The organism is Streptomyces coerulescens (assembly GCF_042657965.1).
Taxonomy (GTDB): Bacteria; Actinomycetota; Actinomycetes; order Streptomycetales; family Streptomycetaceae; genus Streptomyces; species Streptomyces coerulescens.
Map to the genome: position 1 here is coordinate 215,489 of NZ_JBHSKM010000044.1, position 17,753 is coordinate 233,241.

A 17,753-nucleotide genomic window follows, 5' to 3' on the forward strand; every position below is an offset into this window, starting at 1 on the left:
GTCAGCCGCGCACGGTGATTAGCACCAGACCGCGGTTCTCCGGGGCGTTGTGTGCGTTGTCCGTTCCCTCTGGCAAGTCCTGTCCCCGACTCTCCGACCGGATGTCGAAGGAACTCGCCGTGAGGATGGATCCCAGGTCGGCCAAATGTCTGCCGAGCTGCTCGGAGAAGCGTTCGGCAACGGCTCTCGCGCGTTGCTTACCGGCCTCCAACGCCTGTCCGAAGTGCGGTTGGCCCGACATGGTGCCGCTGCCGTAGCCGGTGACCGTCACCCTCCGCAGCAACCCGTCCCCCATCACCATACGAGCTACGTCGAGGGCGATCCTGTCGATTTCGGCGACCTGCTGGGGACGTTCCGCCGCGGTCTCGCCCTCACCGAACGACACGCTTCCGATGAACACCGAGTCGGGGCCTGGTCGTTCGCTCTGCCGGGGCAGTGACGTGTCACCGGAGGGAAGCGTGGCGTGCGACGCGTCAACGGTGTTCGGGGGCGCCGACGAACCACTGCCGGTACTCCGCCCCGGCTCCGCGGTCGGTACGCCGGATGTGTCGGGGCCTGGCGTGGTCCCGAGGGCCGTTGCCGAGACTGTGGGTGGGGCGGAGGCGGTTTCGGGCTGCGCGGGCGCGGGCTCGGTCACCTCCCGATCGGACGACTTCGCGTCGTCCGTCGCGTCGTGCGGCGACTCGTCCGGCCCCGCCAGGTCCATGTCCGGGTTCTGCCCGAAAAGCCGCGGCAACGCCGTCTCGAGCCCGCCCAGCAGCTTGCCGTCCTTGCCGAGCGGCAACATGCCGAACATGCCGCGCGGTGCTTTCACTTCGAGCGTGCGCTGCGGCCCCTGGAAGACCACCGCCAGGTCGAACATGTAGTAGCGATATGAGCGCTTGACCTTGCCGGTCCTCGGGTTCTCGTCGTTGTCGGCGTCCTTGTGCGCGTAGCCGCCGCTTCGTATGACGCCCCCGGAGAGCGCGGCGCTGGGGTGGATAGTCGGATCGGTGCCGGCACCACTCACGGTCCGGGCACCGAGGCCGGCTGAGAATCCGCTCGACCGGCTCTCGGAGTACGTCGTGGACGGATCGTCCTTGGAGAACGCGGCCACGTCGTACTCGAAGCCCTGCGGCGGACCCACCACCCAGGCCGCGTCCAGGCGGAAGCCGACCGTGACCGGCCGGCCGTCCACCCTCACCTGGTACGAGTGCCCCAGCAGCGCGGCGATGTTGGCCTTGACCATGCCCGTACCGGTGGAATCGGCGTACGCCGGGCCCGCGGTGGTCCTGAAGTCGACACCCTGCACTTTCCAGGCCTCGGGGGCGTGCAGGTCGGGATCCTTCCTGGCCGTCGAGGCGGCCAGGGCCGCCCAGCGCTCCACCGCGGACGCGGCCGGGACGGCCAGCGGGTGCAGACGGCCGCGCAGTTCGGCCGGGAGTTGGGGCTCGGGCCGGTGCTTGACCCAGCGCGGCTCTTGGCCGTACTCCCGGCTGATGGGCGATACGGGCCGGTCACCGGCGAGTCCGGTCAGGTGTGAGGGAACGAGGATGCGTGCGTCGCCCTCTGCCTGGTGGCCGCCCTCGAACCAGGTGAGCGGGCCCCAGGTGTTGAGTATCTCGGCCATGCGCTCGCGTGAGTCGACCTGGTGCGCCATGCCCAGCAGCGCGTGGTAGACCCCGGTCCCCGGCAGTTGCAGAACCCGGGGCAGCTCTCTCGTACGGCCCAGCTCCACCCTGAAGACCACTTCGTGGTTGAACTCCTCCAGCGTGTCCTGCGGGTCCGCGTCGTAGATCTCCGATTCGGAGTTCGCGTCGGACACGTTTCGGCTGCTGGTGTTCCGGTAACCGGCGTTGGCCTCGACAGCGCCCCGGCCGCTCCCGACCCGGCCGTGGATGTCCAGGCCCCGCGAGCCCGACGTGCCCACGTCCTGCCTGGTGTTCTTCGTGGCCGCCACCGCGACATTGAGCTTTGTGTCGGAGCGCGACCGCTGATCGTGCGCCGGCTTCAGCTCCTCCGCGCGGACCCGTACCCAGACGTACGACACCGTGCCCGCGGTTGCGGGCACCGGGATCCAGGCCCACACACCGGTGCCCATCAGCAACGGCATCTGATTTTCCAACGCCTCCGAGCTGAAGAGCTGGTGCAGCGTGCGACGGAACCGGTCCGGGCGCGGTGAGTCGTCCGGCAGCCCCGGACCATGGGTGCGGAGGACCTTGTGCTCCTGAAGGCGGGCGGTGATCGTGTCCATGACCTGGTCCGCGCGCAGCCTTTCGACCCGGCCGATGCCGGCCGCGATGGCGGAGCCGAGGTAATCGCGGTCAGATCGGACGGGCCGCGCTTCAGCAAGTGCGGTTCCGGCCGTCTCCTCCGCCGGTGGCGCTTCAGCAGGCGCTGATGGGGCTGCCTCGTCCGTCGGTCGCGCTTCAGCAGGCGCTGATGCGGCTGCCTCGTCCGCAGGCGCCCCGGTGGAGACGGGAGCGGACTCCCGCCCCGTATTCGGCATCACGTCCGGCAGGACCCGTTGCGGTACGAGCAGTTGGAGGCCGTCCTCCACGCTGAGGCAGCGCTTCACCGCCTTCTCCCTGCCGCCACTCCACCGCCACATGGTCAACTCGAAGACCGGCAGCGACTTCACTTCGTGCGGCGAGGTCTTGTAGATGGCCTTGTTCCTGCTGAGATGTCCGGGCTCCTCGCGCTCGGAGCGGCTCCAGCCCTTGGAGAGATGGCCCCGGCCCTGCAGGTACAGATTGCGGCCGGCCTCGCCTACCGCGGACTTCTGGTCCGCTGTCGGGCCGTCCGTCCCACCCGGACCGTGCTTCCCGCCCGTCACGGTGGCATGGCCGCCGATCGTGCCGATGACGCCGAGCTCCTTGGTGCTTGCCTGGACCAGGCCCTGGGATGTGGTCGCCTCCTTGGTGTCGACCACATCCACGCCGACCGGGGTCTCGCCCAGGTTTTCCGGCTCGTACGACCGCAGCCGCAGCCGGAAGCCCTGCTTCCAGTGCATGCGGTTGGGCAGTTCGCCCTCGTGCCCGAACCGGCCGACCATGGCGTTGAAGGCCGACTCCAGTAGGGCCGGGTCCTTGAGATCGTGGATCTCGTCCGGCCACAGCTCGGGGTCCTCCGCCCATTCCTTCGGCAGGCCGTTGAGTTCCGCATACAACTCGGCGGCCATGGTGGTCAGTTCGGGCATCGGCAGGAAGGCGGGGACGACGCCCGCGGTGCCGCCCTTTCCGAAGTCGAGGTGGGGGCCGGCCGGCCATGTGCGCGTCTGCTTCGCGGTGCCGACCCGGGTGGTCTGCTCGGTGGTGACCGGCGTCCGGGGGACGAACGCATGCGGTACGACGACCTGCGCCACCATCTCCTGCGGCCTGTCCAGCCACCAGGTCTTCGTCTTCCTCGGTCGCGGCTTGCGCAGCACATTCCGCCCCTCGCCGCGGGGCTCCGGGACGGCTTTCCGCCGTTGCGGCTTGCGCAGCACCTCCTTCCAGTCTCCGTGTGCTTCCAGAGCAGTGAGCTTCAGCTCGTAGGTGATGTTGTAGAGATGCTCGTCGGTGCCCGCCTTCGGCTTGCTCCGGCGGCTCCACTTGTTACCGCCCACGAACGAGATGTCCTTGCCCCGGGTGTACTCGGCGGACACGCCGACTCCGCCGAGATGCAGGGAGAACCATCTGCCGATCCTGGCCCGCAGACCGAAGCCGAGGTTGCCGCGTATGCCCCAGCGGTTGCCCCGGTGACCGAGAACACCGCCGCCGGCGCCGACGACCGACTCCATCTCCATCGTGGTGCTCATGTCGCCCGGCAGCCGTTCCCCCAAGTGGCCGCGGACGGACAGCCGGTAGGGCTGGTTCCCGGCCCAGACGGTCCGCCGGATGCCGCCCATCACCCGTCCCAGATGCTGCTCCAGGGCAGGCCGGCTGAAGACGGTCGCCAGCTCCTTCTCCACTGTGGTCCAGTCCTCGACCTTGTCACCGTGTCGGGTGACGTCCTGCTTGAGCGCGGCGAGGAAGTGGTCCTGGACCAGCTCGGCCCCCGGCAGGGCGAGTGTGATCGCGAAGCCGCTGCCCTTGCGGGACGCCAGCGCGAGCGGCTCCTTCGAGTGCGGCGACGGCGGCTCCTTGGCCGATGAGGGCGGCCGCTGTTCGTTCTGTACCAGAGGGGTGCCCGACTCACGCAGCAGCGCCCTGACATGGGGATGGGTCTCCACCGGCCCGGGCAGCAGCCGTGGGCGTGCGGCCTGCGCGTCAGGGTTCGACATCGGGAGGAACTCCGGTGTGTGCACCTTGCCCAGCACCCGCTGCTCGAAGTCGGCGGCCTCCTCGCGGCCACGCCACATGGTGCCCAGCTCCGACCTGGCCGTGGAGCTCACCTCGCCGATGCGCGGGTGGGTGGGCGAGGTGATCGACACCGACATGCCGAGCCCGGCCGCGTAGGTGATTTGCGGCTCACCGGACTTGAACTCGGTGTGGCGGGTGGTGGTGGAGGACAGCGAGTACCCGGCGCTGCGTGTGGAGGTCCCTGTGATGCCGACGTCGGGGAAGCGGCCCGTCACCGCGGCTCCCCTGCCGCTGTGCGACAGTCCGCTCATCAAGGTGCCCAGGGAGAGGGCAGTGCCCGAACTTCCGTCTTTTGCAGCGGTGTTGTTGGTGGCGATTCCTTGCAGGCCGCGGCTGGGACCCGGTTCGGAGAGCCCCAGGAACTGCAGGCCTTCGATTCCGGCCTTGATGACGAAGGAGGCCCTGAACGGCTTGTATCTGCCCGGGATCGGTGCCTCGATCGGCCCGGTCGTCAGCCCGTTGGTCAGCACCCAGCGGCTGTGCCGGCGCAGGTGGTTCTCGTCCAGCCACGGCTCCAGCTGGGTCATCACGTCCCGCACCGTCACGGCGGGCAGATCGCCGGCCAGCAGCCTCTTGTGCAGGTCCTTGATCAACGGGACGGTGTCGATGGCGTTGAGGTACTGCGGGTTACGTACGGGCCGCTGCTTCTCGCCGTCGGCCTCCTGCCCCCTGCCCGTACCGTCCGGCAGCGCGCCCACGTGCGCGCTGCCGGCCGACAGCGCGGGCGGAAAGACGACGCCGAGCCGGCGCTCTACGACTGCCGCGTTCTTCAGTTCCTCGCCGTCCACGAACACGCGGAACCGGAGGGCGGCGTCGGCCGCCGAGAAATCCTTCCACTCCGGATGTGTGCGATGCACGGTCTTGACCGTGCGCTCCGCGCTCCGGCTCTGGGTGTCCGAGGCGGTCATGGTGACCTGCGGGAGATACGTCACGGCGCTCGCTTGTGCCACGCTCAGCTGGACGGCGGTCTGCGCAACGACGGACACGGTGGAGGTGGTGGTCTTCGACCCCGTACGGGTCGTGGACTGGGTGCCCACACGGTTTTCACGGTCGCCTTCCGGAGTCCAGCCGGGCGGTGCGGGAACCTTGGCGGATGCGATGCCCTTCTCCGGGACCGCGGAGCCGGTGTCGGTTCCTGTGTCCGAGCCGGATGCGGTACCGGCGTCTGTGGCCGGTGCCGCGCTCCGGACGTGCGGTCGTACACCGGTCAGCACCGGCTTCAGCCAGACCAGCCGCTTGCCGACGACCAGCATCTGGCCCTTGGCCAGCACGTCCTTCCAGTCGTCGGGGTTCGTGGAGAGGAGGATCTTCGTCAGGGCCGGGATCACCGCGTCATGGATGGCCGGATCCTCGATGTGCGAGGCGACAATCTTGGCCCATGCCGCCGCACGGCGCTCCGTCCACTCCGGCACATGCCCGACCTCGGTGTCGCCGAGCGCGCCGTGGTCCACGTACCAGGGGTGACCGCCGACGGTCTGCGGGAACCCCGAGGCGTCCTTCGCCGGGAGCGCCTTTGCCGGGGGCGGCGGACCTGGTGAAGGCTCGGAGTGGGCGGGGGTATCCGGCGCCGCGGTGACTGCGACGGCGGAGTAGTGATCGGTGCCGTTGTAGTGGACGTACACCGGGCCGGGGGCGCCCTCGGCCAAGTGCTGGTCCCGGGCACCGTCCTGGACCACCACCACGTCCAGGCCGATGCTCCGGGCGACCGCGGGCAGTGCCCGGTCGAAGAACGGGGTTCCCCACATCCGTACGTCGCGGATCGCCCGCTCGACGAGGTCGGCGGTCGTCGTGGCCCCGATGAACTCGGACAGGGGCGGGGCCGTCCGCGCCCAGCGCGGGTAGGCGGTCTCCAGGAGTCGCTGCCACCACCACCGCGCTGCGACACCGTCGCCGCGCAACTTCTCGGACAGCCGGGTGCGCAGGTGATCGCCGTGCTGCGAGCCCGATGGCAGCGGCACGCCCAGAACCTGACGCAGCGTTGCGGTGTCCAGGTCTCCCAGGAGGACCTCCAGCGGATCCATCCGCATGGGCTGCTCGTCCCGCAGGCCGGATCCGGCGAACCAGTCCGCCGCGTGAGCCCTGAGCTGACCGACCGTCATGAACGAGACGTCGGACTCCGGACGCTCACGAGCGGCGCTCGCCAGCAGCGAGGTGAAGAAGCAGTCACCGTCGCCGGCCACCTGCAGCACGTCCAGCCCGGGTCGGCCGTCGGCCGCGACGAGCTGCCGGGTCACCGCGCGGTTCGCGGTGGCTTCGGGCGATCTGCCGGTGCCACGGTCCTGCCCAGGGAGCGGATGTGACCGGTCGCGGACGACCGGTTCCGAGCGGGACGCGTCGCCGGTGGTGGCCAGGTCATCGGCGCCCCGTGCCGGTCCGCCGGCGCCCGGATCACCGGCGGTTATCGAGCCGTTGGAGGCGTCGTTCTCCTCCATGCCCTGGGCCGCGGGCTTCGCGGACTGTGCGCTGGACCCGTCGGCGTCAGTGAATGACACGGTCTGCGGATCATCCTGCACGATCCGGGTCAGGTCGTTCAGGATGCGGCCTGCGCTGAAGTCACCGTCCTGCTGCCCGAAGGCGGCGATCTTGTCGGCGAGCTTGCTCGCCAGTCCCGGGAGCAACGGCGCCGCGGTGTCCGGTTCATCGAACGGCTCGCGGTATTTCAGGACGTCCCATTCTTCCACCAGATTCCTGTACTGCTGCTCGCCGAACGGTCCGCCCATGTCCAGGAAGTGGTACTGCGAAGCCTTCATGAGCTCACCGAACGTCGAGTTGATGTGCTTGTCCGCCTCGCTCTCCGGTTCCGGGCCGGTGTAGGTGCCGTCCTTCTGGCGCAGGTACAGGTCCTCGTAACCGCTCCACGGGTAATGGGCGAGGCCGCTGACGGACAGGTCGGTGAAAGGGCCGCGGCTACGGTCGTCCAGCTTGAGTCCGCTGATCCAGGTGCCGCCGTCCTTCAGAAGCCCGCCGATCACAGGGGCGATTGCCCGGTCGCTCTCATGTGCCCAGGTGTCGAGCCACGAGTCCTTGTCCATCACCAGGTCGAACTGTGCTTCGGGATGGGCTTCGCAGAACTCGTCATACGTCTCCGCGTGGTAGTCGATGGAGAGCATGCTCCGCCCGTCGGTGCCGTCGACAGTCAGCCTGGTCACCCTGCCCGGCACAATCTCGGTCGTCGTGATGGTGTAGCCATCCATCACATAGGAGCCGAGGTTGTCCCGCATCACACTGACCACGGTTTCGAGGTGAGCGCTGCGTGTCTCGGCGTTCAGATTGCGAGTATCCACGCCGACGAACACCATCCTGCGAGCGGACGTGGTGAACAGCGGGTGCTCGACGTCCGAGTTCGCGCCGAGGTAGAGCAGCGAATCGCCCTGCAGCGCAGCCCCCGACGTGGTGAGCTTGTTCAGCGCGACCAGGGTGCCGGGCTTGAACGACATATTTTGGCCGACCACCCACTGCCCGAGAACCCGGTCGTTCACCCAGGGTCTGTGCTCGCCAATCCAGTTGGTGACCTCCGCCGTCTTGTCCGCGCCATAGAACAGGTAGCCGATGGTCTCGGCGTCGACCTCGTGTCGCTCGACGGCGATCTCGAGTCTGCGCTTTTCCCCCTCCGACAGCTCGCGAACCTCAGCGGTCACCGGCTGATCGGCCAGGGACGGCTCGTTCACCTGGTCGGCCGAGGACTCCTGCTCTGCGGTGCTCGTCTCGCTCTCGGTGACGGACTCCGGTATCGGGTTCAGGCGCCCCTCTGGGGCGGCCCAGGGGGTCTTCGGCTCCGCCCCTCCGATCTCCCGGACCATCCGGCTCACCGTGCTCGCGGTCTCCGTTCCCTCCCGGCCGTCTTCACGGCCCTGGCCTGTGTCCGTGGAGTGCCGCGACGGGCCTGCGAAGGATGTATGCCCGGGCAGCTCAACCTTCCACGTGCGGTTTCCTGTCGTTGTGACGGTGATCCGCGCCGGATCAGCCGGGTTCTCGGGATCAAACTCCGACTCCACCCGGTGGACCATTTCCTCACTGGTCCAGAACGGCCCGCTGTTCGCATTGAACCTGCCGCCCTGCTTGAGGCGGACCTTCCAGCGGAACTTAACCTCGTAAGAGCTGAGCCAGTAGCCCTTGGTCAGCTTCGCGGTGCCCGAGAATCCGGGCCAGTCCTTGAAGGAGATACTCCCGGGAGAGATGTCGATGTTTTCGTTGTTGTAGTTCGGTTTGAAGGGGCCGTCTACTTGCCATCTCCTCTTGCTCTTCTTGGGAACGTAGTTCGCCGCCGCCAGGACCTGAATGTTCTCGTCGGTGACTTCCTGCCAGAAATCGTACGCGTCCGCCGCGGACGTCGTCATCCCGTCCGCCCGCCGCAGCGTCGCCGTCTGCCGGAAGCCAATTTCCTGCGCTTTACCGAGTTCCTGCTGTTTGGGGCCAACGTAAGTGGATTTGAACTCGAGGGTGGGATTTCCGACCTCCTCCGCCGTTCCCTTACTCCTCGACAAACCGGCCTTTCCGCTGCGCGTGGCCCTGGTCGCCTGCTGCCCCTTTTCGACGCGCTGCTGCTGCTGCGGCGGGCTCTCGCCCCGCTCGAAGTCGGCCTCCTCCCGGGTCCGCTTCGAGCGCCCCCCTGGGGCGGCCCAGGGAATCTTCGGCTGACCGGAAGGGCTCACCTGGGCTTGTGCGAACGACTGTTCACGATGTCCCGGGTCCATGTGGCCCTCGGTCACGGTCGCCGTGACAGGCGGTGTCGTCTCGGGCTTGGCCTGCTGGGGCAGCAGGAGTTCGTAGCCCGTGTCGGTGAGGCGGAGGCCGTCGTCTTCCCCCTGCACCAGGTTCGCGCTCTTCAGGGCCTTGTACGCCTTGTCGAAGGCGTTCCGGCCGAGCCCGACGGCCCTTTGTGTCTGGCTGCCGTCCTTGGAGTTGGCAAGCTCGCGGAACCCGCCGGAGTTGGCAAGCACCCGGACCATCTGCAGCATGTTGGGGGTGGCCTTCGGCAGCGTTCGCTGCAGCTTGGCCTCCAAGTGTGGCGGCAGCTTCTGCGTCGGGGCTTCCACTGGGGAAGCGGTGGTGCCCTGCGCCGCCGGGGTACCGGACCCCGCCGTATCGGTCGCGGCGGGCCTGGGCTCCGGCTTCGGAGCGCGCAGCCGCGTTGTGATGTCGCCCAGAAGTTTCCTGCGCTCGTCGAGCAGGGCCTGCGCCGGCTCCAGCTCCTTGCGGTCGCCTCTCGCGGAGGCGTGGAACTCCAGCGTCAGGTCGACCGACTGCTGCGCGTGCAGCTGTGCCTTCCTGAGGTGATAGCCGACGGACTTGTTCTGCCCGGCGGCGATGGCGTTGTCCGCCTGGCGCACCCGGTCGGACGCCTCGTCGAACTGCTTGCCCGCGGCCCGTGCAACCGGGTCGACCGTGCCGTCGGGCCGGTATCGCCCGTCGCCGTGCTCGTTGACGACCTTGACCGGCATCGGCCACCCGGTACCGACCTTGCTCCCGACCGGACTGATGGGCAGCCCGGAGCCGAACTTCGCTTCGGGGCGGTAGAGCTTGGAGACGATCGAGCCCAGTGCCTGAGGGTTGTCGAGGTCGCCGGCGAGCCTGAAGACGTCGGTCTTGAAGTCGCCGCCGATCCGGGCGACTTCGCGCATCACCGACAGGGCGAGTGCCTCCCGGACATGCTCGCCGTGGAAGACCTCCTGCTCGAAGGAGACTTTCCGGACGCTGCCGTCGGCGTACTCGTACGTCCAGCGGGCACGCTTGCCCACCTCGTCGAACCCTTCGTCGTACGTGGCGCTGCGCACCGTCTTGTCGTTGAAGTCCAGCCGCCGCATCGTCTGGCGGTCCAGCGGGTGCAGCTGGTCGTGCAGCGAGACCCAACCCCCCTGCTCCTCCAGCACCTTGGCGTCGAAGATCAGCGTGGTGGGGCCATAGCGGGAGGCCATCGCCTGGTCACCGACCTCCATACGGAAGAAGACGAAGTCGTCGTTGCCCAGGTTCGAGGTGTTCTTCACCGAGCTCTTGCCGGAGGCGAGGAACTTCACTCCCCGGCGCTCCAGGTCGCCCTGGGAGGACATCACGCCGCTGTTGGCGATGGCGTGGTAGGCGGGGGTCGCGTGCTTGATGCGGTACGGCAGATCCGCCAGCCGGTCCCGCAGGGCTTCGAACGCCTCTTGTTCCGCGCGGGACATGCCGTCCAGGAGCGTGCGGACCTCGTTGCGCAGATCCTTGATGTTCTCCTCGGACAGCTTGCGTACGAAGGTGATCTGCTCGGCCCGCGACATCTTGTCGAAATCCGCGAATGCGGCTTTCCACTGGCCCTCCTCGCCGGGGAGGGCCGCCTTCCACTGCTGTCCGGTGGGCACCTCGGCGAACGCCTTGTCGGTGCGATAGCGCCGTACGAGACCGGCGAGTCGGCGAACATCGGCCACGGACTCCTCAATGCCCCTGAAGCCCCTGAGCACGATGGGAGTGCCGGGTTCCGCCACCTGGGCGGCCTGGTCGACCCGTTCGGCCAGTTGCCGGGCGACGGCGGCGACCGGGGTGTGCTGATTGCGCAGCGTGTACGTGCCGCCGTACTGGGCGGCGTCTGTGACGAAGCCCTGCAGGGCCGCGTTGAGCTCGTCGGCGGACCGGGTGAGGTCGCCCGCCAGGCTGCGGAGGTCCGCCGGGGTCTTCTCCCCCGTCTTCGCCAGGTCCTCGAGTTGCTGGGCGCGGCGTTGCAGTGCGAGTGACCGGTTCTCGATCTCCTTGCCCGTCCAGATGACCTGGTCCGGACGGTCTGGACCATTGAGCAGTCCGCGGGCGTCGGCGTCCAGCTTCCGAGCGTGGTTCTGCAGCGTCCGGGCCCGTTCGATGTCGCCGGAGCCTGCGAACTGGTCGACGTACTGGTTCAGTTCGCGCTGGGACAGGTGGCCGGTGGTGACGTCGCGGTCCAGGGCGTCGTCCAGCGCGGTGGCGGACTCCTTGACCCGCAGCTCGGCCGCATCCATCTCGGCCCGCGCCTTCGTGCGGGCCTCGACGGACTTGCCCACCTGGGACCCGCCGGCCTCCAGCCGCTGGAGGTCGCGGCGCGCCTGGGTGTGTTCGGCCAGGGCCTCGTCCAGCCGCTTGGGCGGCGCGGCGGAGGATGTCGTCTCCGCCGTGTCGTGAGCGGTCGGCGTGGCCGGCTCAGTGGGCGGGGGCTCCGTGGCAGCAGTCCGGACGGGGGTCGGCGAACCGGACGTCTCGGTGGACGGCGGACCGGTCAGGGCTGCTGCGCCGGAACTGGAACCGCCGGAAGAGGCCTGGCGGTTCACGGACGCGGTCGAACCGCCGGACGCCGACGGTTCGCTCGCCGACGCGGTGCGGACAGGGGCCTGGGAGTTCGCCGCAGTCGGAGCCGTCTGGGCGCCGCTGCCGGGGTGGGGACGGGCGCTGGTGGAAGGGCTCTCTGCACCTCCTGGCCCGGGACCCGTCGCGGTCACCGGCCGGGACGGCGTCGGCGTGGCCGACTCAGTACGCGGGGGCTCGGTGGCACCGCTCCGGACGGGAGCCGGCGAAGCGGACGTCTCGGTGGACGGCCGGCCGAGCGCACTGGCGGAGTCGGATGGGAATCCGCCAGAACCGGTCGTGCGATTCGCGGTTGCGGTCGGGCCGCCGGTCGTCGGCCCCGCGTTCGCCGACACGGTGCCGCCTTCGCGACCAGGGGCCTGGAGGGTCATCGCGGACGGAGCCGTCTGCGCGCCGACGGCGGGCGGACGGGCGTTCGTCTCCGTCGACACCGGGTGGGCGGCACCCGAACCCGAGGGACTCGCATGCGCGCCCGGACTGGAGTTCGCGCCCGGACTCGCACCCGTGCTCGTCTGTACACGCGATGCGGACGGTGATGGGGACGATGATGTCCCGCCCGTCCGGTCGGTGGTCGTCGCGCCGGTCTCGGTCGAGGAACCGGACGTCATGAAGGCCCTGCCGGAGGTCCCCGAAGCCTGGCCCGCACTCTGGCGGGAGGTATCGGTGAGAGTGGTCGTGAAGCCCGGCAGGCCGCTGCTGTGCCCCGAGTCGACGGTGGCCGGGGTGCTGTCGGTGGCCTCGTGAGCGGCTGGAGTCCCACCCGTACCGATGGCACGGCTGTCGCCCGTGCCGCCCGACTCGTCCTGGCTCACCTGTTGGTCCCCGGGCGGGGGTTCGGCGGTCAATGCGGTCGGCGGGGGCAGCCCTTCGCCGGGGGTCACATCGGACACGTCGAACTCGGGCGTGTCCGGCAGGTCCACGTGGATCGGGTCCACCTGTGTCGTCCCGCCCTGGCCGAACCGCCGCCTGCCGCCTCCTTCGAAGGCGCCCAGGGCCCCTGCCGTGACGGCGGCGCCGTAGGCCTGCTCACCACCGAAGGCAGCCAGCGTGATCCCGGCCGTGACGATCCCGGTGGCGCCCCCGAGGACGAGCTTGCCCCCCAGGTTGTTGGCGACATTCGGGACCAGCACGCTTGCGCCGCCGAAGAAGACGCCGCCGACGGCGCCGCCGATCGCGCCCGACGCGGCTGCCGAACCGGTGTTCTCCCAGCTCCACTCGGTGCGGTCCCCCATCAGGATCTGGAGGGTCTGAACGGCGACATCCAGTCCGACGTTCGCACCGACGCCGATCGCGATCGCGATGAGCAGCTGCCGGAGGATCATCTGGATCGCGACGCGCGCCGACGTGACGAGGGCGGGAATGACCTCGGGCGCGAAGAAGGCCCAGTGAGCGATCTGCGCCGCGAGCAGGACGAGTTGCAGAAGGGTCATGTACTTGGCGTACTCGATCTGCAGGGCGGTGTTGCTACCGAGCGTCCCCAGTTGCCCGGCGGACTCTGCCAGGTGCGGGAGACTGCTCTCCAACTGCGAGACGAAGCCGCGGAACTCCTCGGCGACCTGACCGCCCACGCTCGCCAGGACACCCCCGGCGGACGAGCCGATCTGCTCGCTGATGCCCCTGAGCTCGCGGGCGGCCTCATTCCAAGCCGCGCCCAGGTCGCGCAGCTTGTCCTCGTCACCCTTGGGCCAGGACTCGCCGACCGCCAGGTAGGCGACCCAGCCGAGTTCGGGGGGCATCTCGATGCTCATGCGGTGCCGTTCGTGTCCGTCCTGTCGTTTCCCTTCCGCAGCGCCGCTCGTCAGTGGCGGGAGGGCCGGGTCGTCCCGGTGTTCGAGGGCTCGGCGGCGGTGGTGATGCTGTGCGCGGCCTCGACGTTCTGGTCCTCGGTGCGCTGGAAACCTTCGGCCATGGTCTGGATGCCGTCGACCGTGCTGTCCAGCACTTCGCCGGTGACGGCGATGCCCCGGATCAGCCGGCGGCTGGGATCGGCGTACTGCTCGAGGAACTGCCTGCCGTTCTCGTCGTCGCCCCAGCACGGGCCCAGTCCGCTGAGCCGCCCTTCGAGCGCGGTGCCGACGGACCGGATCTTCGCCGCCATTTCCCGGACGTATGGCGCGGTCTGCTGCAGACCGTCCGTGTCAACGAAAAAGTCGCCGTCAGCCATGGGAGCCCGCCCGGAAACCGTGGTCGAGGTAGTCCCGCACGTGATCCGGCATCTCCGGGTCGACGGGCAGGATTGCATCCGGATCGAGCCGCCCCTGAAGCAGGTCTGCCACCGCCACCCCGGGCGGCAGCTGGGCCGACACCACCGCGCCGGCTTCCTCAAACGCCTGTGCCCTGGCCTGCTGGATGGTCGTGAGCAGGACGTCGGCGAACTCCTTCGCCGCCATCCTTCGGTAGGCGGCGGTCGGGAACTCGACGGCCGTGACCTCGCCCTGGGCGCTGACAGTGACCTTGACCGCCTGGCGGGGGGCGGTGGCGGTCGCGGTCGTTTCGTTGATCCGGCGCCGGGTCTCGGCGGCTTCCTCGCGCTGCGTGCGGTACAGCTTCAGCAAGTCTTCTATCTGCTGGTCGTAGGGGGTGGCGGACATGCGGACTCCCTTCCTTTTCCTGGCGGTTCATCGGCCTCAGTACGCCGGGCCGGACTGGCTCGGCACGGTTCCCCAGGCGCTCTCGTCCTGGACCAGCAGGTTCGCGATACGGCCGGCCGGATCCTCCTCCGCCGCCTCCGCGGTCTCCTCCTGCTCACCCTCTTCCGGCTCCTCGAGCTCCTCCGGTTCGCCGTCTCCACAGCCCAGCAGCTCCGGGACGACGGTGCTCCCGACGCCCGCAGTACCGGTGCCCGAGTGGGCGGGCTGCCAGGTGGACCGCTGTTCGTCCTCGTCCTCGTCGTCGCCCGTCTCCCCGGCCCGGCGCCCGTGCTCGTCGGGCAGTGCCCACAGCAGCGGTACGAAGGCGCCCGCGCCGGTCTCCCATGTGGAGATGTCCTCCTCCCCGTCGTCTGCGTCGGGCACCGGGAGTACGGCGACGTGATCGTCCGGCAGCGGGCCGGTGCCCTCCTCCGCTCCGGCCGACGGCGGGGCCGCAGCCGCGGATCGCTCCCCGCGCCGGGCATCGGGTGCCGGGACAGCGGCGTGCGGCGCAACGGGTGCCATCGGGACGGGCAGCCCGTCGGACCCGATGACGGGCCCGGTCAGCACCGCCTCGTCCGGCGCCGCGCTGGTCGCCGACACCTGATCGGTGCCGGACTGTTGCGCCTCGCCGGACCAGGGCTCGGCGGTCGGCTCCAGCAGTGCGCACGCCTCCGTTCGTTCGCCCGCGTCCCTGGCGCCCGCGGCGGCGCCCGTGCCGACCTGTCCGGGCATGTACGGCACCCCGGTCAGACCGAGCCCCGCCTCGCCGGGCGCCGCGCCGGCCGTCGAACCGACCTCGTCGTCCGCGGCATCGTCCGCGGCCCAGGGCTCGGCGCTCGGGTCGAGCAGCCCGGAGGCTTCGGTGCGTTCGTCGGTGGCGTTCCCGGCGCCGCTCGCCGGCCCCATACCACCCATGCCGGGCAGATACGGCATGCCGAGGCCGGCCAGGCCCGCACCGCCGGACTCGGCACCGGCCGGAGAACCCACATCGTCGCCGCCGAGAGCCGATTCCCCGTCCCACGGTGCGGCGCTGGAGTCCAACAGCCCGGAGGCGTCCGTCGGTTCCGCCGTCAGGCCGGCCCCACCCGGCGACCCCATGCCGCCCATGCCCGGCAGATACGGCATGCCGCCTCCTGCCAGGCCCGAGGGCAGGCCGGACTCGGTGGACAGAGCATCGCCCAGGCCGCTTCCGAGTCCGCTGCCCAGACCGTTGCCCAGACCGCTTCCGAGCCCGCTGCCCAGACCGTTGCCCAGACCGCTTCCGAGCCCGTCGCCGAGGCTGGTGTCGCCCGGGAAACCGGCGGCCGGGATGTTGTCACCCCAGGTGGCGGGGTCGGACGTCGACACGCCTTGGCTGAGGGAGCCGAGGCCGCCGGTGTCGGTGCGGCCGCCGAAGCCTGTCGGGGACAGCAAAGACGGGCCGACGCCGCCAAGGCCGCCGGCACCGAGACCGCCGGCGCCGACATCCGTATCGCCCGGGAAAGCGTCGAGGCCGGCGCCGTCCAGACCGGCGCCGTCCAGACCGGCGCCGATGCCGGTGTCCGGAAAGCCGGAGAGGTCCGACAGGTTCCCCGAGCCCAGGTCACCGAGGCCGCTACCACCACCCAAGCCACCCAAGTCACCGAGGCCACTGCCCTCACCCAAGCCCCCACCGAGGTCGTTGCCACCGCCCAGGTTGCCAAGGTCGCCGAGGTCACCGAGGTCGTTGCCACCACCCAGGTTGCCGAGGTCACCGAGGTCGTTCCCACCCCCCTGGTTCCCGGTCCGATCGTCCGCGGTCGGGCCGCCCGGCCCATCGAGGGGCGACACCACAGGGGTCGGCGACTCGATCGCATTGATCGTGACCTGGTAGTGATCCGCCAGGCTGACAAGCACCTTTCGCATGTCCTCGGTCATCATCGCCACCAGCTCCGGCCGAAGGCTGATGGGGATGAGGCCGTTGGACATCGCCCTGACCCCCATGTTCCGGGCCTGATTGGCGTACCAGCTGTCGATCTCGGCGATCGTCGCCCTGGCGTTGGTCAGATTGACCGCGTTGTTTGCCAGTTGCTGAGGGACCGAGTGTCTGCCGGTCGAACCGCCGGACAGCACATCGACGTTCGCCTGCACCTGCCGGGAGAAGTTGGTCATCATGTCGAGGAATGAGTCCGCTGCGGGACCCCTCCACGGTCCGTCCTCCCCTGCGAGCGCCCTGGCCTGTTCGGCGAGGCTCTTCGCGACGGCCTCCAGGGTCTGCTGGACCCGGTAGAAGGCGTTGGCCGCGTCCTGGAGCGTCTGCGGGTCGGAGACACCGCCGGCGTGGGACAGGTTGGCGCTCGATGCCACCCCGGAGGACATGCCGAAGATCGCCGCTTTGATCTGTTTCCAGTCCCAGATGAGGTAGTCACTCGTACTGCCCGGGCTTTCGCCCTCGGAGTGGCCGAAGACGGTACCGTCGCCGCCCTGGCGGAAACCGCCGCCGTTGTAATCAGGCACTTGTACTCTCCAGACGGTCCGCTCCGGTCAGGCGGCTGTCGTGGTGGCCGTGTTCGCCGTGTTCGCCGTATTGCCGCCGACGCTGACGTTCCCCTCGCCGCCCTGTGCCTCCATCATGGCGTTGAAATCATTGGCGGCACTGGACACGGCGTCCTGAAGGTCTCTGGCCGTCATGTTGTTGGCCTCGTGCTGCGTCTGGAACATCGAGCTCAGCTCCCGTACACCCGTACTGACATCGTGAAGACCCCTTTCCAGCGCGTCCAGGACTTCTATGAGCTTCTGCTTGAGCCCGGAGTCGGCGTTGGGGCCGTTGATGTTGTTTTCCATGAGATTGGCGTGGTAAAAGGCGCCCGGGGCGATATTGATGGGGCTGAGCGCCTCGGAAGCGGCTCGCACGGGCTGGATCAATCGCTCGATGTTGGCGGCGAACATGTCCATCGGCTCCGTGCTGACCGTTGTTCCGTTCGAGACGCCGACACCGTTGACGGGCACCGGCGGGAGATCGACCGGACTGTCGTTGCCGGCAGTTCCGTGTCCCTCGCCGATGTCGGGGTTGCCGGTCCAGGCCGGGGAACCGGTGCCGGACGAACTGCCGGCGGGGTGGGAATTCTGGTCGACAGTGGTGGACGGGGTGTTGTTGTCCTGGCTCCCGTACCCCATCGGTCAGAGATCCCAGAGCTGGCGACCGTAGTTCTGGCCCGCGTGGTATGCCTCAGTGATCACGGTCAGGCTGCCCTGCGCAGTCAGGACGTTATTGGTCATTCGGGTGGCCGCCTGGTCCCATTCGAGTTTTACCCTGTCGTAAGGCTCCCGGACTTCGTCAGCCCACTCATTCAGGCGCATCCTGCTGCCGTCGTCCAGGACCCTCAATGTCTCATTGAGTTTCTGGGTGAGCATGCCCATCTCACCGATGACGTGTTCCAGTTGGTTGTTGAAGCTGAATGTCGGCATGTCGTGGCTCCTTCTTGTTCGCCGTGTGAGCTGTCGATATGACGCAGGGGAGGTTCGAGCCGGATGACGG

Annotated in this window: 6 protein-coding genes; all 6 read right to left on the reverse strand. The window is 69.1% G+C overall.

Annotated elements, in window-relative coordinates; all coding sequences use genetic code 11:
- Position 1 precedes the first annotated feature (1 nt).
- The 6 genes from ACFPQ9_RS38440 to ACFPQ9_RS38465 are packed head-to-tail and all read right to left on the reverse strand — an operon-like array spanning position 2 to position 17,683.
- The gene (locus tag ACFPQ9_RS38440; RefSeq protein WP_380863747.1) at positions 2-13,372 is read right to left on the reverse strand and encodes a WXG100-like domain-containing protein; all 13,371 of its coding nucleotides are present in this window, start codon (positions 13,370-13,372) and stop codon (positions 2-4) included.
- Between the two features lie 50 nt (positions 13,373-13,422).
- Positions 13,423-13,722 (reverse strand): hypothetical protein, encoded by a 300-nt coding sequence (locus ACFPQ9_RS38445; protein WP_380863749.1) that lies wholly within the window; start codon positions 13,720-13,722, stop codon positions 13,423-13,425.
- 58 nt (positions 13,723-13,780) lie between these two features.
- Positions 13,781-14,215: a YbaB/EbfC family nucleoid-associated protein gene (locus ACFPQ9_RS38450; protein ID WP_380863752.1), complete on the reverse strand. Its 435-nt coding sequence runs from the start codon at positions 14,213-14,215 to the stop codon at positions 13,781-13,783.
- 36 nt (positions 14,216-14,251) lie between these two features.
- Positions 14,252-16,732, reverse strand: a complete 2,481-nt coding sequence (locus tag ACFPQ9_RS38455; RefSeq protein ID WP_380863755.1) for a WXG100 family type VII secretion target — start codon at positions 16,730-16,732, stop codon at positions 14,252-14,254.
- A 27-nt stretch (positions 16,733-16,759) separates the two neighbouring features.
- Positions 16,760-17,392 carry a hypothetical protein gene (locus ACFPQ9_RS38460; RefSeq protein ID WP_380863757.1) on the reverse strand — a complete coding sequence of 211 codons (633 nt, stop codon included), beginning with the start codon at positions 17,390-17,392 and terminating at the stop codon, positions 16,760-16,762.
- Positions 17,393-17,395: 3 nt separating this feature from the next.
- Complete coding sequence (locus ACFPQ9_RS38465) at positions 17,396-17,683, reverse strand: hypothetical protein (protein WP_380863759.1); 288 nt, start codon at positions 17,681-17,683, stop codon at positions 17,396-17,398.
- Positions 17,684-17,753 lie beyond the last annotated feature (70 nt).

What these genes read in the sequence shown, in the direction of transcription:
- ACFPQ9_RS38460 (WP_380863757.1), bottom strand. Translation starts at nt 17,392, where the DNA reads ATGGGGTACGGGAGCCAGGACAACAACACCCCGTCCACCACTGTCGAC.
- ACFPQ9_RS38465 (WP_380863759.1), bottom strand. Translation starts at nt 17,683, where the DNA reads ATGCCGACATTCAGCTTCAACAACCAACTGGAACACGTCATCGGTGAG.
- ACFPQ9_RS38450 (WP_380863752.1), bottom strand. Translation starts at nt 14,215, where the DNA reads ATGTCCGCCACCCCCTACGACCAGCAGATAGAAGACTTGCTGAAGCTG.
- ACFPQ9_RS38445 (WP_380863749.1), bottom strand. Translation starts at nt 13,722, where the DNA reads ATGGCGGCGAAGATCCGGTCCGTCGGCACCGCGCTCGAAGGGCGGCTC.
- ACFPQ9_RS38440 (WP_380863747.1), bottom strand. Translation starts at nt 13,372, where the DNA reads ATGAGCATCGAGATGCCCCCCGAACTCGGCTGGGTCGCCTACCTGGCG.